This window comes from Xanthomonas sp. (assembly GCF_017163755.1).
In the GTDB taxonomy this organism is placed as follows: domain Bacteria; phylum Pseudomonadota; class Gammaproteobacteria; order Xanthomonadales; family Xanthomonadaceae; genus Xanthomonas_A.
The window spans coordinates 160,890-178,417 of sequence record NZ_JAFIWC010000002.1; the positions used below are offsets into that span (position 1 = coordinate 160,890).

General features: G+C 70.9%; 11 protein-coding genes. 5 read left to right on the forward strand and 6 right to left on the reverse strand.

The genetic code is table 11. The features are described from left to right. Positions 1 to 190 precede the first annotated feature (190 nt). The 3 genes from yjjG to JR065_RS02580 all read right to left on the reverse strand — a co-directional run bounded on the left by yjjG (position 191) and on the right by JR065_RS02580 (position 4,219). Positions 191 to 883 (reverse strand): pyrimidine 5'-nucleotidase, encoded by a 693-nt coding sequence (gene yjjG, locus JR065_RS02570; RefSeq protein ID WP_206231805.1) that lies wholly within the window; start codon positions 881 to 883, stop codon positions 191 to 193. A 140-nt stretch (positions 884 to 1,023) separates the two neighbouring features. After that, positions 1,024 to 2,682 (reverse strand): MFS transporter, encoded by a 1,659-nt coding sequence (locus tag JR065_RS02575; protein ID WP_206231807.1) that lies wholly within the window; start codon positions 2,680 to 2,682, stop codon positions 1,024 to 1,026. Between the two features lie 160 nt (positions 2,683 to 2,842). After that, on the reverse strand, positions 2,843 to 4,219 hold the full coding sequence (locus JR065_RS02580; RefSeq protein WP_206231809.1) for a DcaP family trimeric outer membrane transporter: 1,377 nt from the start codon (positions 4,217 to 4,219) through the stop codon (positions 2,843 to 2,845). Between the two features lie 230 nt (positions 4,220 to 4,449). On the opposite strand from JR065_RS02580, the gene acs reads away from it, so the two are divergent. The 4 genes from acs (at position 4,450) to JR065_RS02600 (ending at position 8,935) form a co-directional block, all read left to right on the forward strand. Beyond that, entirely contained in the window at positions 4,450 to 6,393 is a 1,944-nt protein-coding gene (gene acs / locus JR065_RS02585; RefSeq protein WP_206231811.1) for an acetate--CoA ligase, read from the forward strand. 128 nt (positions 6,394 to 6,521) lie between these two features. Continuing rightward, a complete protein-coding gene (locus JR065_RS02590) occupies positions 6,522 to 7,187 on the forward strand; it encodes a response regulator transcription factor (RefSeq protein WP_206231813.1) in 666 nt (221 codons plus the stop codon). A 409-nt stretch (positions 7,188 to 7,596) separates the two neighbouring features. Further along, complete coding sequence (locus JR065_RS02595; RefSeq protein ID WP_206231814.1) at positions 7,597 to 8,109, forward strand: GNAT family N-acetyltransferase; 513 nt, start codon at positions 7,597 to 7,599, stop codon at positions 8,107 to 8,109. 256 nt (positions 8,110 to 8,365) lie between these two features. Continuing rightward, entirely contained in the window at positions 8,366 to 8,935 is a 570-nt protein-coding gene (locus JR065_RS02600; protein WP_206231816.1) for a manganese efflux pump MntP family protein, read from the forward strand. A 369-nt stretch (positions 8,936 to 9,304) separates the two neighbouring features. Here JR065_RS02600 and JR065_RS02605 read toward each other — a convergent pair whose 3' ends face one another. Both JR065_RS02605 and JR065_RS02610 read right to left on the reverse strand, forming a co-directional pair. After that, positions 9,305 to 12,751, reverse strand: coding sequence for a hybrid sensor histidine kinase/response regulator (locus JR065_RS02605; protein ID WP_206231818.1), 3,447 nt, complete (start codon positions 12,749 to 12,751; stop codon positions 9,305 to 9,307). A gap of 67 nt (positions 12,752 to 12,818) precedes the next feature. Next, positions 12,819 to 14,222, reverse strand: a complete 1,404-nt coding sequence (locus JR065_RS02610) for a sensor histidine kinase (protein WP_206231820.1) — start codon at positions 14,220 to 14,222, stop codon at positions 12,819 to 12,821. A gap of 165 nt (positions 14,223 to 14,387) precedes the next feature. On the opposite strand from JR065_RS02610, the gene JR065_RS02615 reads away from it, so the two are divergent. Then, a complete protein-coding gene (locus JR065_RS02615; RefSeq protein ID WP_206231822.1) occupies positions 14,388 to 16,307 on the forward strand; it encodes a GGDEF domain-containing protein in 1,920 nt (639 codons plus the stop codon). 197 nt (positions 16,308 to 16,504) lie between these two features. Here JR065_RS02615 and JR065_RS02620 read toward each other — a convergent pair whose 3' ends face one another. Then, positions 16,505 to 17,524, reverse strand: coding sequence for an OmpA family protein (locus JR065_RS02620; RefSeq protein ID WP_206231824.1), 1,020 nt, complete (start codon positions 17,522 to 17,524; stop codon positions 16,505 to 16,507). Positions 17,525 to 17,528: the final 4 nt, after the last annotated feature.

Genomic DNA, 17,528 nt, shown 5'->3' on the forward strand with positions numbered 1-17,528 from the left:
GTCGGCACGCCGTTTCCTTGTGGGAGAGGCTTCAGTCCCGACGATGCCCGGCGTTCGGATGCGCTCTGTTGGCAATCCTGCGAGACTCCAGCAGGCATGACGTGCGCCTAGGCTGTGGGTCGCGGCTGAAGCCGCTCCTATAGAAAGCGCTAAGGCGCTTCGGCCATGGCGCGCGGCGTAACACGAGCGTTCATGTCTCCTCGAGCAGCAATGCCTGCAACTGCGCCAGCGTCGCCACTTCGTAGTGCGGCGCGATGCCCTCCGGCGCCGCCAGGCCGTGGGCGTTGAACCAGCAGGTGTGCAGCCCGGCCGCCAGGCCGCCGGCGATGTCCGCATGCGGGTTGTCGCCGACCATCAGCACCCGCTCGCGCGGCGGAGCGCCCATCTGCGCCAGCGCATGCTCGAAGATGCCCGGGTGCGGCTTGGCCAGCCCGACCTGCTCGGAGATCACCAGCACCTCGAACCGGTCGTGCAGGCCGGTGCGCCGCAGCCGCGCGTGCTGCAGCGCGCTGAAGCCGTTGGTGACGATGCCCAGGCGCACGCGCCCGCGCAGCGCATCCAGCAGCGCCACCGCGCCGTCCAGCGGTGCGCACAGCTCGGCCATCGCCGCCAGGAAGCCGTCGTTGAGCGCCTGCGGCGAGACGCCCAGGCGCTGCGCCCAGCCGTCGAAGCGGCGCTGCTGCAGCTGCGCGGCGCTGATCGCGCCGTTCTGGTAGTCCACCCACAGCGGCCGGTTGACCGCGCTGTAGTCGTGGTAGTCCTGCGCGGAGAACGCCACCTGGTAGGTGGCGAACAGGCGCTGCAGGCCGGCGAAGGCGTCGAAGCGGAACAGCGTGTCGTCGGCGTCGAACAGGATCCAGCGGTAGTCGGAAGCGGCGGGCATGCGGCGGCGGAAGCTGGGAGCCAGCGCGCATGGTAGACCCGGCGCGGGCCGCGCAGCGGCGCAGCGGCGAAAACGACGACGCCGGCCACGAGGGCCGGCGTCGCAGTGCCGCAAGATGCTGCGGCGAAGCTACTTCAGGCTTACTTGGTGATGTCCACGTCATTGGTCTCGCGCAGGAACAGCGCGCCGATCACGAAGGTCATCAACGCGATGCCGATCGGGTACCACAGGCCGAAGTACATGTTGCCGCTGCCGGCCACCAGCGCGAACGAGATCGCCGGCAGGAAGCCGCCGAACCAGCCGTTGCCGATGTGGTACGGCAGCGACATCGAGGTGTAGCGGATGCGGGTGGGGAACAGCTCGACCAGGAACGCGGCGATCGGGCCGTAGACCATGGTCACGTAGATCACCAGGATCCACAGCAGCAGCAGCGTCATCGGCTTGTTGATCCGCGCCGGGTCGGCCTTCTCCGGGTAGCCGGCCGTGGCCAGCGCGCCCTTGAGTTCCTTGGCGAACGCATCGCCCTTGGCCTTGGCCTCGTCCTTGCTCAGCCCTTCGGCTTCGTAGGAGGTGACTTCGGCGCCGCCGATGGTGATCTTGGCCACGCTGCCCGGCGCCGCCGGCTGCGCGTCGTGCGGGATGCCGGCCTTGGTCAGCGCCGCCGAGGCGATGTCGCAGGAACTGGTGAACTTGCGCACGCCGACCGGATCGAACTGGAAGTGGCAGGTGGCCGGATCGGCGACGATCAGCGCCGGCGAGTTGGCACGCGCTTCTTCCACGCCCGGGTTGGCGAAGTGGGTCAGGCCCTTGAAGATCGGCATGTAGGTGACCGCGGCCAGCAGGCAGCCGGCCAGGATGATCTTCTTGCGGCCGATCTTGTCCGACAACCAGCCGAACACCACGAAGAACGGCGTGGCCAGCGCCAACGCCACCGCGATCAGGATGTTGGCGGTGGTGCCGTCGACCTTCAGCGACTGGGTCAGGAAGAACAGCGAGTAGAACTGGCCGCCGTACCACACCACGGCCTGGCCGGCGGTGGCGCCGAACAGCGCCAGCAGCATCAGCTTGCCGTTGGCCGAGCGCATGCTCTCGCGGAACGGCTGCTTGGCGGTCTTGCCCTCGGACTTCATCTGCTGGAACACCGGCGATTCGCTCAGCTGCAGGCGGATCCACACCGACACGCCGAGCAGCACGATCGACACCAGGAACGGAACGCGCCAGCCCCAGGCCTCGAAGGCCTCGGTGCCCAGGTACAGGCGCGTGCCCAGGATCACCAGCAGCGACAGGAACAGGCCCAGCGTGGCGGTGGTCTGGATGAAACTGGTGTACAGACCGCGCTTGCCCGGCGGGGCGTGCTCGGCGACGTAGGTGGCCGCGCCGCCGTATTCGCCGCCCAGCGCCAGGCCCTGCGCCAGGCGCAGCACGATCAGGATGATCGGTGCGGCGATGCCGATGCTGGCGTAGTTGGGCAGGACGCCGACGATGAAGGTCGACAGGCCCATCAGCACGATGGTGACCAGGAAGGTGTACTTGCGGCCGATGCGGTCGCCCAGGCTGCCGAAGAACGCCGCGCCGAACGGACGCACCGCGAAGCCGGCGGCGAAGGCCAGCAGCGCGAAGATGAAGCCGGTGGTTTCGTTGACGCCGCTGAAGAACTGCTTGGCGATGATCGCCGCCAGCGAACCGTACAGGTAGAAGTCGTACCACTCGAAGACGGTGCCCAGGCTCGAGGCGAAGATCACCTTCTTGTGGCCCTGGGTCAAGGGCTTGCCCGACGGGTTGGTGGTGGTGCTGGACATAGGAAGCTTCCCCTCCGAAGCGTGCATGGTGCGGTGATGTGGGTTGGATCAGGCTGGATCGGTCAGGCGTGATGCGGGACGTGATCAGGCGCTGCGCCGCCTGCGATGCGCGAGTCGTGGCGGCGCGGCGCGCCCTCCCGGGCGCCGCGCCGCCATGGCCTCAGAAACTGTACTTGGTGGTGAACTGCACCCGGGTGATGTCGCCCTTGGCGCCGCTCTCCACCTCGCGCTTGCCGTACATCAGCTCCGCGCCCACATCCACCTTCGGCATCGGCGTGTAGAAGATGTTGCCGCGGATGCTCTGCACGTTCTTGGTCACCGCAAGGCCGGTCAGCGCGGTGTCGTTGTCGTAGTCGCTGCGCGCGTAGATCAGGTTGGTGCGCAGCTTCGGCGAGAACGCGTGGCGCCAGCCGACGTAGCCGGCGAGCACGCCGGTGCTGTCCAGGCTGCCGTCGGCCGCGTCCAGCGCCGCATCGGCGGTGATGCCCAGGCCGATGTAGCGGGAGATGCCCTCGCCGCCGGTGATCTGGTAGACGAAGCTGTCGTTGGCGCCGGCCGCCCACTTGCCGCCCAAGGTCAGGCCGCCGCCGACGCTGCTGTCCTCGAAGCCGGGGCGGTCGACCTTGAGCTGGCGCACCAGGCCGCCGATGCCGAACGTGCCCCAGTCGCCCTTCCAGCCGTAGCGCACGGTCAGGTCCGGCATCGAGCCGCGGTCGGACGAGGTGGTGCCGATCAGCGTGGTCTCCGGGTTTTCCAGCGCGACGCTGAAGCCGCCCTGGGTGTAGCGCACCTGCGCCTGGCGCACGAAGATCACGCCGTCGGTGGGGCCGATGAAGTCGGCCGCTTCCGGCAGCGCCGAGGCGTCCATGAAGTTCGACCAGGTCTGGCCGGCCAGCCAGTGGTTCCAGTACATGTAGGCATGGCGCAGGGTGGCGCCGTAGGTGTTGGTCGCGGTCTGGTTGCCCAGCGAGTTGCCGAAGAAGTCCAGCTCCACCAGCGCGCCGGCCTTGTTGCCGCCGTCGGTGACGCTGTCCACGCCGAAGTTGATGCGCGAGAACTTGGCGTGGGCGTTGTAGTCCACGTTGGACTTCTCCCCGCCCACCGGGGTCTGCCCGGGCAGGTACAGCATGCGCCCGGTGGCGTCGTCGGCCAGCTGGCCGTCGCCGGTCTGGGTGGCCAGGAAGTCGGCCTTGATGAAGCCGCCGACCTTGAACGTGGTGCCCGGGGCGGCGCCGGGAGTGATGGTCAGCGCCTGGATCGGCGCCTTGCCCGCCGGCAGCGCCGGTTGCGCGGCCTGGGTCGACTTCACCGTGGCGATCTGGGTCTGGGTCTCGGCGATCTGGCCCTGCTGCTGTTGCTGCGAGGACAGCAGCAGCTGGACCTGGCGCTCCAGCTCGGCGACCCGGGCCTCCAGCGCCTGTTCCCGTGCGGACTGACCCTTGCCGCTCTGCGCGAAAGCCGCGCCGGGGGCGATCAGGGCCACCAACAGCGCGGCCGCCAGGGGGCGGCGCGCGATGGATGCGATGCGGTTGCTCATTACTCCCTCCCGAATAATGGATGTCCGCCGCGCACAGGCACGGCTGATCGCAGGGTGCGCGCCGCCGGCGCCGGCGCCTATTGGCCATTAGTCGAACAGCGCCGGCGTTACGACCATCGTCTAAGCCGCCATCGCGTGCGCGTTTAACAGAGGATGCGGCACACTGGACCATGACGCGCCGCCGCATGGCGGCGCACCGCCACACCGCAACGTTCATCGCAGAGGGAACCATGGCCGATATCTACCCCGTCGATCCGCAGTTCGCCGCCCGGGCGCGGGTCGACAAGACCCAGTACCAGACCCTGTACCGGCAGTCGGTGGAGCAGCCTGAGGCGTTCTGGGGCCAGGCCGCCGAGCGCCTGGACTGGTTCAAGAAGCCAACCCGGATCAAGGACGTGAACTTCGCCCTGGACGACTTCCGCATCCGCTGGTTCGACGACGGCGAGCTCAACGCCAGCGTCAACTGCCTGGACCGGCAGCTGGCCACGCGCGGCGACAAGACCGCGCTGCTGTTCGAGCCGGACGGCCCGGACGCGCCGTCCTACAAGGTCAGCTACCGCGAGCTGTACGAGCGCGTGTGCCGGCTGGGCAACGCGCTGCGCGCGCTCGGGGTCAGGAAGGGCGACCGCGTCACCATCTACCTGCCGATGATCCCCGACGCGGCGGTGGCGATGCTGGCCTGCGCGCGCATCGGCGCGATCCACTCGGTGGTGTTCGGCGGTTTCGCGCCCAATTCGATCGCCGACCGGGTGATCGACTGCGGCAGCAAGCTGATCATCACCGCCGACGAGGGCCTGCGCGGCGGCAAGAAGATCCCGCTGAAGGCCAACGTGGACGCGGCGCTGAAGCTGCCCGGCACCACCACCGTGGAGACCGTGCTGGTGGTGCGCCACACCGGCGGCGCGGTGGACATGCAGGCCCCGCGCGACCGCTGGTTCCATGACGTGGTCGACCCGCAGCCGGCGCAGTGCGAACCCGAGCGCATGAACGCCGAGGACCCGCTGTTCATCCTCTACACCTCCGGCTCCACCGGCAAGCCCAAGGGCGTGCTGCACACCACCGCCGGCTACCTGCTGTACGCGGCCTACACCCACGAGACCGTGTTCGACCTGCGCGAGGACGACATCTACTGGTGCACCGCCGACGTGGGCTGGGTCACCGGCCACAGCTACATCGTCTACGGGCCGCTGGCCAACGGCGCCACCGCGCTGATGTTCGAAGGCGTGCCGAACTATCCGAACGTGTCGCGCTTCTGGGAGGTCATCGACAAGCACCAGGTGACGATCTTCTACACCGCGCCGACCGCGATCCGCGCGCTGATGCGCGAGGGCGAGGCGCCGGTCAAGCGCACCTCGCGCGCGTCCTTGCGCCTGCTCGGCAGCGTCGGCGAGCCGATCAACCCGGAGGCCTGGCGCTGGTACTTCGACGTGGTCGGCGACGGCCGCTGCCCGATCGTGGACACCTGGTGGCAGACCGAGACCGGCGGCATCCTGATCACCCCGCTGGCCGGGGCGATCGACCTCAAGCCCGGCTCGGCGACGTTGCCGTTCTTCGGCGTGCAGCCGGCGCTGGTCAGCGCCGACGGCGAGATCCTGGAAGGGCCCGCCGAAGGCAACCTGGTGCTGCGCGATTCGTGGCCGGGGCAGATGCGCACCGTCTACGGCGACCACCAGCGCTTCATCGACACCTATTTCCGCACCTACCCGGGCAGCTACTTCACCGGCGACGGCTGCCGCCGCGACGCCGACGGCTACTACTGGATCACCGGCCGCGTGGACGACGTGATCAACGTCTCCGGCCACCGCATCGGCACCGCCGAGGTCGAGAGCGCGCTGGTCTCGCACCCGAAGGTGGCCGAGGCGGCGGTGGTGGGCTTCCCGCACGACATCAAGGGCCAGGGCATCTACGCCTACGTGACCCTGGTGGCCGACGAGCAGCCCAGCGAGGCGCTGCACAAGGAACTGGTGGCCTGGGTGCGCAAGGAGATCGGCCCGATCGCCGCGCCCGACCACCTGCAGTGGGCGCCGGGCCTGCCCAAGACCCGCTCGGGCAAGATCATGCGCCGCATCCTGCGCAAGATCGCCGAGAACGCCCCCGACCAGCTCGGCGACACTTCGACCCTGGCCGACCCGTCGGTGGTGGATTCGCTGGTCAACGAGCGGCTGGCGCGCTGAAGCGTGCCAGCCGGGATGGGGGATTCGGGATGGGGGATTCGCCAAAGCGGCTCCCCTCCATCCGCAACCTCGCCGCGCCGATACACCCGTTTGCTTTTGCCAATCCCCAATCCCGAATCCCAGCCCCCATGACCACCCTGCTGATCGCCGACGACCATCCCCTGTTCCGCGAGGCGCTGCGCGGGGCGGTGCAGCGGGTGATGCCGGGGGTGCAGCTGTACGAGGCCGACAGCGTCGAGGCGCTGTACGCGCTGGCCGACCACCACGCCGATGCCGACCTGCTGCTGATGGACCTCAACATGCCTGGCGCGCAGGGCTTCAGCGCGCTGGTGCACATGCGCGCGCTGCATCCGCAGCTGCCGGTGGTGGTGGTGTCGGCGCGCGAGGAACCCACGGTGATGCGCCGCGCGCTCGACCACGGCGCGTTCGGCTTCATCCCCAAGTCGGCCGACTCGGACACCATCGGCATCGCCCTGGGCACCGTGCTCGACGGCGAACGCTGGGCGCCGCCGGAAGCGCACAACGTGCCGCCCACCGACCGCGCCGAACGCGAGGTCGGCCAGCGCCTGCGCGAGCTGACCCCGCAGCAGTTCCGCGTGCTGCAGATGCTCGGCGCCGGCCGCCTCAACAAGCAGATCGCCTACGACCTGGGCGTGTCCGAAGCCACGATCAAGGCGCACGTCACCGCGATCCTGCGCAAGCTCGGCGTCACCAACCGCACCCAGGCGGTGCTGATGTCCGGCAAGCTGGCGATCGACAGCGACGGCATCGTGCTGCCGCCGGAAGAGGATTGAGCGCGCGACGGCGTGCCCGGCGCGCCATGCCTCGCCAACCGCATCCAACGCCGGCGCCACGCGCGGCGTGAGGTTTGAGCAGCGATTCGGTGCTATTCCTGCCGGTCGCGGCGGCCCGGGCTCGGCGTTGCCGCCCCGGTCCCGCAGCGCTCCCAGTCCGTTGCCGCCAGCACCTGCAGGAGCGGCTCCAGTCGCGACCAGCGAAGCGGCGGACCGGCTACGTGAGCTCCGCGGCCACCTGGCCGGGCAAGGCGCTGATCACCGGTGCGATTCGGGTATCCGCCGCAGCGATCGCGCGCGAGGGCGACCGCGGACGGCGCCCTCGGCTCGCGCATCGCACCGGCGATACCGCGCGACATGGCGTCCGCCGCCATCGGTCCGCTATCGTGCAGTCGCCTGGGAGCCTGCCATGTCCGACTACCTGCTCGAACCGATCGCGGCCGACGAACTGGCCCTGCTCGCCAGCGGCCGCATGCCGCCGCGGCTGCACGGCCTGGCCAGCCGCGACGCGCTGCCGCCGGCCTTCGTCGCCCGGCGCGCGCTGCAGTGGCTGGCCGACGGCGTGGCGCCGCCATGGGCGGCCACCTACTACATCCGCGACGCCGACGCGCGCGTGCTCGGCGGCTGCGGCTTCAAGGGCCCGCCGCGGCACGGCGAAGTGGAGATCGGCTATGCGGTCGCAGCCGCGCATCGGCGGCGCGGCGTGGCCAGTGCCGCCGCGCGGCAGCTGATCGTCATCGCCTTCGCCAGCGCGCAGGTCCAGCGGGTCCTGGCCTGCATCGACGAACGCAACCTGGCGTCGGCGCGGCTGGCGCAGGGCCTGGGCTTCGTCGCCGGCGAGCGGCGCCAGGATCCGGACGACGGCGCCTGGCGGGTGCACTGGCGGCTGCCGCGCGCGGCCGCGCCGCGCCGCGCGGTATAGCCGCGACTATCAAGAAAAGCCGCAGGTTCGCGTGCGTTCGTGGCGTATTCGGCGGCGTTTGCCGCTGTTAGACTGCGCGTCCCCTTGGGGAGTAGCCTGCTTTCCGGTCTTCGGAAAGTGCCCGCGTCAACATGCTCGGCCGATGCGCCGTGGTGCGGGCAACCAGTTCCGGTTGGCGAGACCAGCGGCGAGCGTGCGTGGCGACCGCCGGGCGTGTGCGCTCGTCGTCGTCCCCCGCCCCGGCGCGTACCGATCCATGTCCCCACTTTCGATTCTTCTGCTCGGCATCGCGATGTCCACCGATGCCTTCGCCGCCGCGGTCGGCAAGGGCGCGGCGATGCGCAGGCCGCGCTGGCGCGATGCGCTGCGCGCCGGCCTGATCTTCGGCACAATCGAGGCGCTGACCCCGGCGCTCGGCTGGCTGCTCGGCCGCGCCGCCGCCCGCTACGTGATGGCGTTCGACCACTGGATCGCCTTCGGCCTGCTCGGCGCGCTGGGCATGCACATGATCGTGGCCGGGCTGCGCCAGGACCCGGACGATGCGGACGCGCAGCACGGCCGGCGCCACGGCTTCTGGTCGCTGGCCGCCACCGGCGTGGCCACCAGCATCGACGCGATGGCGGTCGGCGTAGGCCTGGCGTTCCTCGACGTAAACATCGTCAAGGTGGCGGCGGTGATCGGCCTGTGCACCCTGACCATGGTGACCGCCGGCATCATGCTCGGCCGCGTGCTCGGCGCGCTTGCCGGCAAGCGCGCCGAGATCGTCGGCGGCCTGCTGCTGATCGCGATCGGCAGCACGATCCTGTACGAGCATCTCGGTGCATGAGGCCGGGATGGGGGATTCGGAGTGGGGATTGGCAAGAGCGCGGTGGCCGGTTCCGGCGTCCGCGGCGGCGAACCACTGCCGCGGCGCCTGTCCGTTCGCAGGCGGGCTTCAGTCCCACGCTCTACGGTAGAGCGTCGGGGCTGAAGCCCTCCTACAAGGCGAGCGCTGCCGCTGCGCGCTCGGGGTCGGAGTGGATCGGCAAGAGCCGCTGCTTGCTTCCCTGCTTCGCTGTTGACGTATCGATGATCCGGTTCGCGGCACGCCGGCGTTGCCTGCAGTGGCGGCGACCACGGGCGTCCGCTCGCCGACAGCGTCGGATGCCGAACCCTTGCTCCTGCGATTCCCACTCCGAATTACCACACTCCCCAATCACAACTCGCCACTCTTGATCGGATCGTGGTACGCGGTCAGGAACGCGCGCAGCGACGCCGGCTTGACCGGCTTGGTCAGCACCCGGTAGCCACGCTCGCGCGCCTGCAGCTTCAGTTCGTCGCGGCCGTCGGCGGTGAGCAGGGCGCCGGCGACCGGGCCGACCATCGCCTCGCGCAGCGCGTCGAGCGTGTCCAGACCGTCGAGGCGGTCGTGCAGGTGGTAGTCGACCAGCATCACGTTGGGCGCGCGCGGCGCCAGCGCCAGCGCCTCGTCCACGGTGCTGGCGCAGATCACCTCCACCTCCCAGCGGCCGAGCAGCGCGCGCATGCCGTCGAGGATTTCCTGGTCGTTGTCCACGCACAGCACGCGCAGCCCGGCCAGCGAATCGTGGCTGGCCACGGCGCGCTGCTGGCGCTGCTGTTTCTGCGGCACCGGCGCCACCCGCGGCAGGGTGATCGAGAACATGCTGCCGTGGCCGACGGCGCTGCGCGCGTCCAGGTCGTGGCCGAGCAGGCGCGAGATGCGCTGGCAGATCGACAGGCCCAGGCCCAGGCCCTGCTCGCCCCAGTCGAACGGCTGCTGGTAGCGCTGGAATTCGTCGAAGATCTGCTGCATGTGGTGCTTGGGGATGCCCGGCCCGGTATCCCAGACCTGCAGTTCCAGTTCCTGGCCGCGCTGGCGCATGCCCAGCACGATGCGCCCCTGGCGGGTGTAGCGCAGTGCGTTGGCGAGGAAGTTCTGCAGCACGCGGCGCAGCAGGCGGCGGTCGCTGCGCACCCAGGCCGGCCGCGCGTACACGCGCATGCGCAGCCCGCGTCCAGCCGCGACCGGGGTGTATTGCGCGGCCAGTTCGCGCAGCAGCACGCTGGCGTCGAAGTCCTCGATCGTCGGGCGCATGCCGCCGGCGTCCAGCCGCGAGACGTCGAGCAGCCCGTCGAGCAGTTCCTCGGCCGCGCGCAGCGAGGCGTCCACGCGCTCGGCCAGGTGCCGCTGTTCCTCGTTCTGGTGCGCGTCGCGCAGCGCCGAGGCGAACAGCCGCGCGGCGTTGAGCGGCTGCAGCACGTCGTGGCTGATCGCGGCCAGGAACCGGGTCTTGGACTGCTGCGCCAGCTCGGCCTCGCGCGAGCGCTCGGCCACGCGCTGCTCCAGGGTCTCGTTGGCCTCCAGCAGCGCCTGCTCGGCGCGCTTGTAGTCGGTGATGTCGTTGTAGCTGGTGACGTAGCCGCCGCCGGGCAGCGGCTGGCCGCGCATCTCGATCACCTTGCCGTCGCTGCGGGTGCGCTCGAATACGTGCGGGGTGCCGGCGCGCATGTGGCCGATGCGGCGGCCGATCTGCTCCTCGATGTTGCCTTCGCCCAGTTCGCCGCGCTCGGCGTTGTAGCGGATCAGGTCGGCGACCGGGCGGCCGACGTAGAGCATGCCGTCGGGGTAGCCGAACATCTGCTGGTAGCGGCGGTTCCATGCGGTCAGGCGCATCGCCGGGTCGACCACGCTGACCCCGGCGCTGATGTTCTCCAGCGTGGTGGACAGGATCTCGCGGTTGAAGCGCAGCTCCTGCCCGGCCTCGTCGAGCACCGCCACCACTTCGCCCAGGTCCATGCCCGAGCCGCGCAGCAGGCTGGTCAGTACCAGCCGCGCCGACGCGGCGCCGATCGAGGCGGCCAGCAGGCGTTCGGTGAACTGCACCCAGGCGCGGTCGGCCACCGCGTTGGGCTGCGGCTCGCGGTCGAGCAGCTGCGCCTGCTCGGCGAAGGCGCGCCGCGCGTGGCGCTCGCCGACCATGCGCTCGGCCAGCGCCTGCAGGTCGACCACGTGCACGTGCCCGAGCCAGTCGCCGGCCACCGCCGGCCGCTGCGAATACGGCTCCAGGAACGGCGCCGCGCGCAGCCGCTCGTCCAGGCCCGGGCGCCAGCGCGCCGACACCAGCATCATCGTGCCGACGTTGACCAGCAGCGACCAGAACGTGCCGTGCGCCAGCGGGTCCCAGCCGCTCATGCCGAACAGCTGTTGCGGGCGCAGCCAAGAGATGCCGAACGGCCCCTGCTGCAGCCACTGCGGCGCCAGCCAGCCGGCCTGGGTCAGCGCCGGCAGCAGCAGCGTGTAGATCCAGGTGCCGAAGCCCAGCACCATGCCGGCCTCCACGCCCTTGCGGCTGGCCCCGCGCCAGTACAGCCCGCCGATCACCCCCGGCGCGAACTGCGCCACCGCGGCGAAGGCCATCAGCCCGTAGGAGGCCAGCGTGCTGTCGTTGCTGCTGCTGCGGTAGTAGCCGTAGGCGATCAGCGCCAGCAGCAGGATCGCCAGGCGGCGGATCCACAGCACCCGCGAGGCCACGTCGGCGCTGGCGGCCCGGTTGCCGCGGCGGCGCAACAGCACCGGCATCACCAGGTCGTTGCTGATCATCGTCGCCAGCGCGATGCTGGAGACGATGACCATGCCGGTGGCCGCGGAGAAGCCGCCGACGTAGGCCACCAGCGCCAGTGCGGTGCGGCCCTCGGCCAGCGGCAGCGCCAGCACGATGCTGTCGTGCGCGACCTCCCCGCCCTGGCCGAACATCGCGATGCCGGCCGAGGCGATCGGCACCACCATCGCCGAGATCACCACCAGGTACAGCCCGAACAGCCAGCGCGCCTTGCGGATGTCGCCGACGTCGCTGCATTCGACCACCGCCACGTGGAACTGCCGCGGCAGGCAGACGATGGCCAGGAAGCTGAGCAGGGTCTGCGAGATGAAGCCGACCGGCGGGGTGTTCTGGAACAGGGTGCGCGCCGACTGCAGCACGTGGCCGTCGCGGCCGCTGAGCCAGACGTAGGCGAACACGCCCACCGCCACCATCGCCAGCAGCTTGACCACCGATTCCAGCGCGATCGCCAGCATCATGCCGTGGTGGTGCTCGGTGGCGTCCACCTGGCGGGTGCCGAACAAGGTGGCGAACAAGGCCATCAGCAGCGCCACGTACAGCGCCGGGTCGGCGTAGAACGGCGCGCCGGCGCTGGGCTGGCCGCTGAGCACCTGCAGGCTCATCGCCACCGCCTTGTATTGCAGCGCCAGGTACGGCACCACGCCGATCAGCGCGATCATCGCCACCAGCGCCGCCAGCCGCCGCGAGCGGCCGTAGCGCGAGGAGATGAAGTCGGCGATGGACACCGTGTTCTCGCTGCGCGCGATCAGCGCCAGGCGCTCGATGATGCGCCAGCCGAACAGCAGCAGCAGCAGCGGCCCCAGGTAGATCGGCAGGTAGCCGGCGCCGTTGCGCACCGCGCTGCCGACCGCGCCGTAGAAGGTCCACGACGAGCAGTACACCGCCAGCGCCAGGCTGTACACCGCCGGGCGCAGCCATGGCCGCTCCGGGTACAGCGGGCGCCGGTCGCCCCACCACGCCACCGCGAACAGCAGCGCGGCGTAGCCGACCGACACCAGCAGCAGGATCCAGCTAGAAACCAAGGCGATGTCCCGTGCGCGATCGCCGCAGTCTAGGGCCTGCCAACGCCATTGGCACAGGCCGCGCCGCTCACGAGGCCGCCGCGGCGCCGGCGTGCAGCGGCAGCCGCAGGCGGAACACGCTGCCGCGCCCGGGCGCGCTCTCCACCAGCAGCGCGCCGCCGGCGGCGGCGATCAGGTTGGCGCTGACCGCCAGCCCCAGGCCGGTGCCCTGGCCGCTGGGCTTGGTGGTGAAGAACGGCTCCAGGCAGCGCGCCCGCACGTCCTCGCTCATGCCATGGCCGTTGTCGCGGGCGACGATCTCCAGCATCGCGTCGGGCTGCGGCGCCAGCGCCAGCTCGAACTGCCCGCCCTCGGGCATCGCCTGGTGCGCGTTGGCGGCCAGGTTGAGCACGATCAGCTCCAGCTGCGCGCGATCGAAGCGCACCGGGCACGGCGCCTCGTGCAGTTGCAGGCGCACCTGCACCTGCGGGCCGAACAGCTGGTCGAGCATCGGCCGCATGCCGGCGACCACCTCGGCCGGCTCGAACACCTCCAGCCGGGTATCCTCCAGGCGGCTGAAATCGAGCAGCTTGCGGGTCACCGCCGCCGCGCGCCGCGCCGCCGCCTCGGCGCCCTGCAGCGCGGCCTTGAGCTGTTCCGGATCGTCGCTGCGCCGGCCGCGCGCGGCATAGCCCAGGATCAGCCCCAGCAGGTGGTTGAAGTCGTGCGCCACGCCGCCGGCCAGGCGGCCGACGGCCTCCATCTTCTGCGCGTGCACCAGCAACGCTTGCGAGCGTTCCTTCTCCTGCATTTCCAGCTGCAGGCGGTCGCGCGAACGGGCCAGTTCGTTGCCGCGCTGGCGCGCCAGCGCCAGGCTGTCGCGCAGCGCCGCCACCGACTGGTCGAGCACGATCGCGGCGATCACGAAGCCGACGATGCCCATCGCCGCGCTCTCCGATATCCGCGGCCACAGCCCCGGCAGGAAGAACACCCGCGCCGCGTCGCGCCACGCACCCAGCGCCACCACCAGCGCCATCCAGGCCACCGTTCCCCACAACGCCCGCCGGCTCAGCAGCAGCCCGCCGATCAGCACCGGCAGCAGCTGGCTCAGCTGGCCGCGCAGCTGCGCCTCCAGGCCCCAGCGCGCATAGCCCAGGGTCAGCAGCGCCAGGCTGACCACGACGAACAGCCGCGCCGCCCACAGGAAAGCGCCGCGCCGCAGCAACACGAAGCAGGCCCACATCGCCAGCGCGTTGAGTCCCGCCAGCCACAGCGCGACCGGATCGATGGCCGTGCCGATCCGCGACCAGGCCACCAGCATGGTCGTCAACTGGTACAGGCCCACGAATACCAGCACCAACTGCAACATCGCCGCGTTGCGCCGATCGCCCCGGTCGGCGAGCGGGATGTCGCGCCACCAACGCAGCGCGCGCGCCAGCGGCCCGGCGCTGCGCAGGTCGGTGGAACGTTGCGGGGCGGACGGGTTCGGCATGCGCAAGACCTGGGGAGGAAGCGCCATAGACAGGCAGGACGCGGACTGCGGCTATATTAGCCACCTCCGTCTTCCCGCTGGATGCGACGCGGCGCTGGATCCGCATGTGCCGCGCATGCCTGCGCGGGCCGATTCCGCCGCTAGACGCGCTTGGATTACAAATCGATGACGCCTGACTTCCTCACCGGCCGGGGCCGGATCCTGTTCGTGGTCGCGGGCCTGCTGGCCGGCCCGGCGCTGGCGCAGACCATTCCCGGCGCCGATCCGAACGAGGCCTTGCTGCAACGCTGCCGCACGGGCCTGACGCAACAGCCGCAGACGTCGCTGGCGATCGCCAACGACCTGCTGTCCAAGCCGGACCTGCCGGTGTCGGTGCAGGTGCAGGCGACCGGTTGCCTGGCGACCGCGCAGCAGATTCTGGGCGACGCGACGCGCGCGGCGGCAACCGTCGAACGCGTGCTGGCGCTGCTGCAGTCCCCCGGGATCCCCCCGCCGATCCGCGCCGTCGAACGGCTGCAGGCGGCCAATCTGCTGCGTCAGCAGGGACAGTCGCCGCGCGCGCTGAAGCTGCTCGAGCAGGCCCAGGACGAGGCGGTGTCCAAGGGAGACACCGGCGCGCAGCTCTCTGCACTGATCGGCATCGCCCTGATCCGTGGCGAACTGGACGATCCGGAGGGCGCGCTGGGCTACTTCCGCCAGGCCATCGCCCTGTCCGAACGGCTGCAGCGGCCGCCGGCGCCGGGCGACATAGGGCTGTACTACAACTACGGTTACGCGCTGCTGGTGCTCCAGCGCTACGACGAGGCCGACCGCGCCTTCAGCCAGGCCTCGGCGATTGCGGCCAGGTTCGGCAACCAGGACATGTTGCTGCACCGCATCGATGGCCATCGCGGCGAGATCCAGCGCGCCGGCGGCCACTACGAACGCGCCGAGCAGATCCTGCAGAAGACCCTGCAGTGGCAGGCGAACGGCGACCCGCAAGGGGCGGTGGTGACGCTGCAACGCCTGGCCCGGCTGCGCCTGGACCAGGGCCGGACGAAGGACGCGCTGGCCTACGCCGAGCAGGCGCAGACGCTGTCCGAGCGTGGCAATTTCACCCTCGAGATCCGCACCGGGCTGGACCTGATCAGCGAGATCCACGCCGCGCTGGGCAACGCCGAGGCCGCGGCACGCTATGCGCAGCAGGCGCGCGCGATGGATCGCGACAAGGCCCGCGCCGAAACCCTGGGCACGCTGGCGACGCTGCAGGCCAACGCGGCGCGCAAGCTGCAGCCGATCGCCGCCGCGAGCACCGAACGCGCCGACAGCGCCGCCCATGTCGCCATCGGCCTGGCGCTGGTGCTGCTGCTCGGCGCCACGCTGGTGATCCTGCATCGCCGCCGCGCGCGCCGCGAGGCGGAACTGGGCCACCTCGATCCGCTGACCGGGCTGCTGAACCGTCCGGCCGCCGAGCGCCGCATGCACGCGATGTTCGACACGCCGGCGGACGAGGACTGCGATGCGCAGACCCGCTGCGCGATCGTGCTGATCGACGTGGACGACTTCAAGGCGTTGAACGAGCGCTACGGCCACGCCGCCGGCGACCGCGCGCTGACCGCATTGGCCGCGTGCCTGCGCGAGGCCTGCGAACCGGACGACATGCTCGCGCGCTGGAGCGGCGAGGAGTTCCTGGTGGTGCGCACCAACACCTCCCCGGAGGCGGCGTTCGCGCTGGCCGGGCACCTGCGCGGCAGGATCGAGCGCCTGCGCGTGGACGCCGGCCAGGGCGAGATGCTGCCGCTGACGGTGTCGGTCGGGGTCGCGCCGTTCCCGCTGTTCCGCCAGCCCGAGGCGCGCGTGCAGGACGCGATCGCCCTGGCCGAACGCGCGGTGCATGCGGCCGGCCGCGCCGGCGGCAACGGCTGGGCCGGGCTGTGGGCCGTGCCGGGCGCCGAGGCCACCGCGCAACAGGTGCTGCCCGACCTGCTGCGCGCACGCGAGCGGCAATGGATCGTGCTCGACGGCAGCCATCCGGCGATCTGGATGCGCGCGTCCGCCGCGCCGGCCGGCGCATCGCCGCCGCCGGACGCGGCGCCGGAGTACTGAGGCGCCGCGAGGCGCAGGGGACGTTCCAGGGCGGGTCGCCACGGCGAGCGGTGCCAGCGCTTCTTTTCCACCATGCACAGGCGACCGCACCCTGTAGGAGCGGCTTCAGCCGCGACAGGCGGTACCGATAGAGCCTGTCGCGGCTGAAGCCGCTCCTACAACACGCTTGCCGGCTGCGACGCCGGCGGTCGAATGCGCTAGTCGCCCAGCTCGAAGCGCACTTCCACCCGGCGGTTGGGCAGCAGGCATTCCAGCAGCGCCGCGCGCGGCGTGACGCCGTCGCACTGCTGCACCTGCTGCGTATCGCCGCGGTAGCTGTAGCGGATCTTGGCCGGTTCCACGCCGCGGGCGATCAGCAGCTCGCGCACGGTCTGCGCGCGGCGCTGCGACAGGCCCTGGTTGTAGTCGTGGCCGCGCCCCTGCATGCGGTCGGCGTGGCCGACCAGCTCCACTTCGCGCAGCGTGAGCTTTTCCTCGGCGATGCGCGCCAGCGCGCGGTCCAGGCTCTCCAGCGAGTGGCTGCGGATGTCGGCGCGGCGGTCGCGATCGAACTCGAACAGCACGTTGGCGATCAGCGGCAGCGCCGCGGCCGGTGCCGCCGGCGTGCCTTCGGCCACGCCGCACTGGCGGGCCAGCGCCTCGGCGTCGTTGACCAGGTCCTCGGCGATCTGGATGTACGGCTTGGAATGGCGCCACTGCTGCTGGTTGAACTCGTTGCCGGCATGCACCAGCTCGACCTCGCCGCAGGCGACCGCCTGCTGCGCGCAGGCGAAGCCCGGGGTGCCGTGCAGCACGCGCAGGCGCTTCCACAGGTCGTCGCGCAGGTACTTGGCGCCGTTGACCAGCGGCGTGTCGGTCGGCAGCGGCGAGGCGCCCTGCTCCATGCCGACGATCAGCTTCTCCGATTCGCTCAGCGCGGCCTGCGGGAAATCGCTGCGGTCGTTGCGGGTGTACTCGTGGAACGACACGTCCAGCCAGCACTGCGCCTTGGACAGGTGGTAGTCGCGGATCGGGCGGCCACCGTCGTTGAGCGCCTGGATGCGGCCCTGGGTGGCCTCGTAGGCCTCCAGGTCGGCGTGGATCGCCTCGTCGCTGATGCGTTGCGGCGCCGGTTGCAGCTGGGTCTGCTGCGCGCCGGCGCTGGCGCTGGCCGCGGCGATCAGCGCGGCGACCAGGACACGCTGGCGAAGGGTGCGGATGCGGTTCGGGTAGGTCATGGCA

Coding starts and splice junctions, on each gene's coding strand:
- JR065_RS02620 (WP_206231824.1), bottom strand. CDS start 17,524: ATGACCTACCCGAACCGCATCCGCACCCTTCGCCAGCGTGTCCTGGTC.
- JR065_RS02595 (WP_206231814.1), top strand. CDS start 7,597: ATGTCCGACTACCTGCTCGAACCGATCGCGGCCGACGAACTGGCCCTG.
- JR065_RS02575 (WP_206231807.1), bottom strand. CDS start 2,682: ATGTCCAGCACCACCACCAACCCGTCGGGCAAGCCCTTGACCCAGGGC.
- JR065_RS02580 (WP_206231809.1), bottom strand. CDS start 4,219: ATGAGCAACCGCATCGCATCCATCGCGCGCCGCCCCCTGGCGGCCGCG.
- yjjG (WP_206231805.1), bottom strand. CDS start 883: ATGCCCGCCGCTTCCGACTACCGCTGGATCCTGTTCGACGCCGACGAC.
- JR065_RS02610 (WP_206231820.1), bottom strand. CDS start 14,222: ATGCCGAACCCGTCCGCCCCGCAACGTTCCACCGACCTGCGCAGCGCC.
- JR065_RS02615 (WP_206231822.1), top strand. CDS start 14,388: ATGACGCCTGACTTCCTCACCGGCCGGGGCCGGATCCTGTTCGTGGTC.
- JR065_RS02600 (WP_206231816.1), top strand. CDS start 8,366: ATGTCCCCACTTTCGATTCTTCTGCTCGGCATCGCGATGTCCACCGAT.
- JR065_RS02590 (WP_206231813.1), top strand. CDS start 6,522: ATGACCACCCTGCTGATCGCCGACGACCATCCCCTGTTCCGCGAGGCG.
- acs (WP_206231811.1), top strand. CDS start 4,450: ATGGCCGATATCTACCCCGTCGATCCGCAGTTCGCCGCCCGGGCGCGG.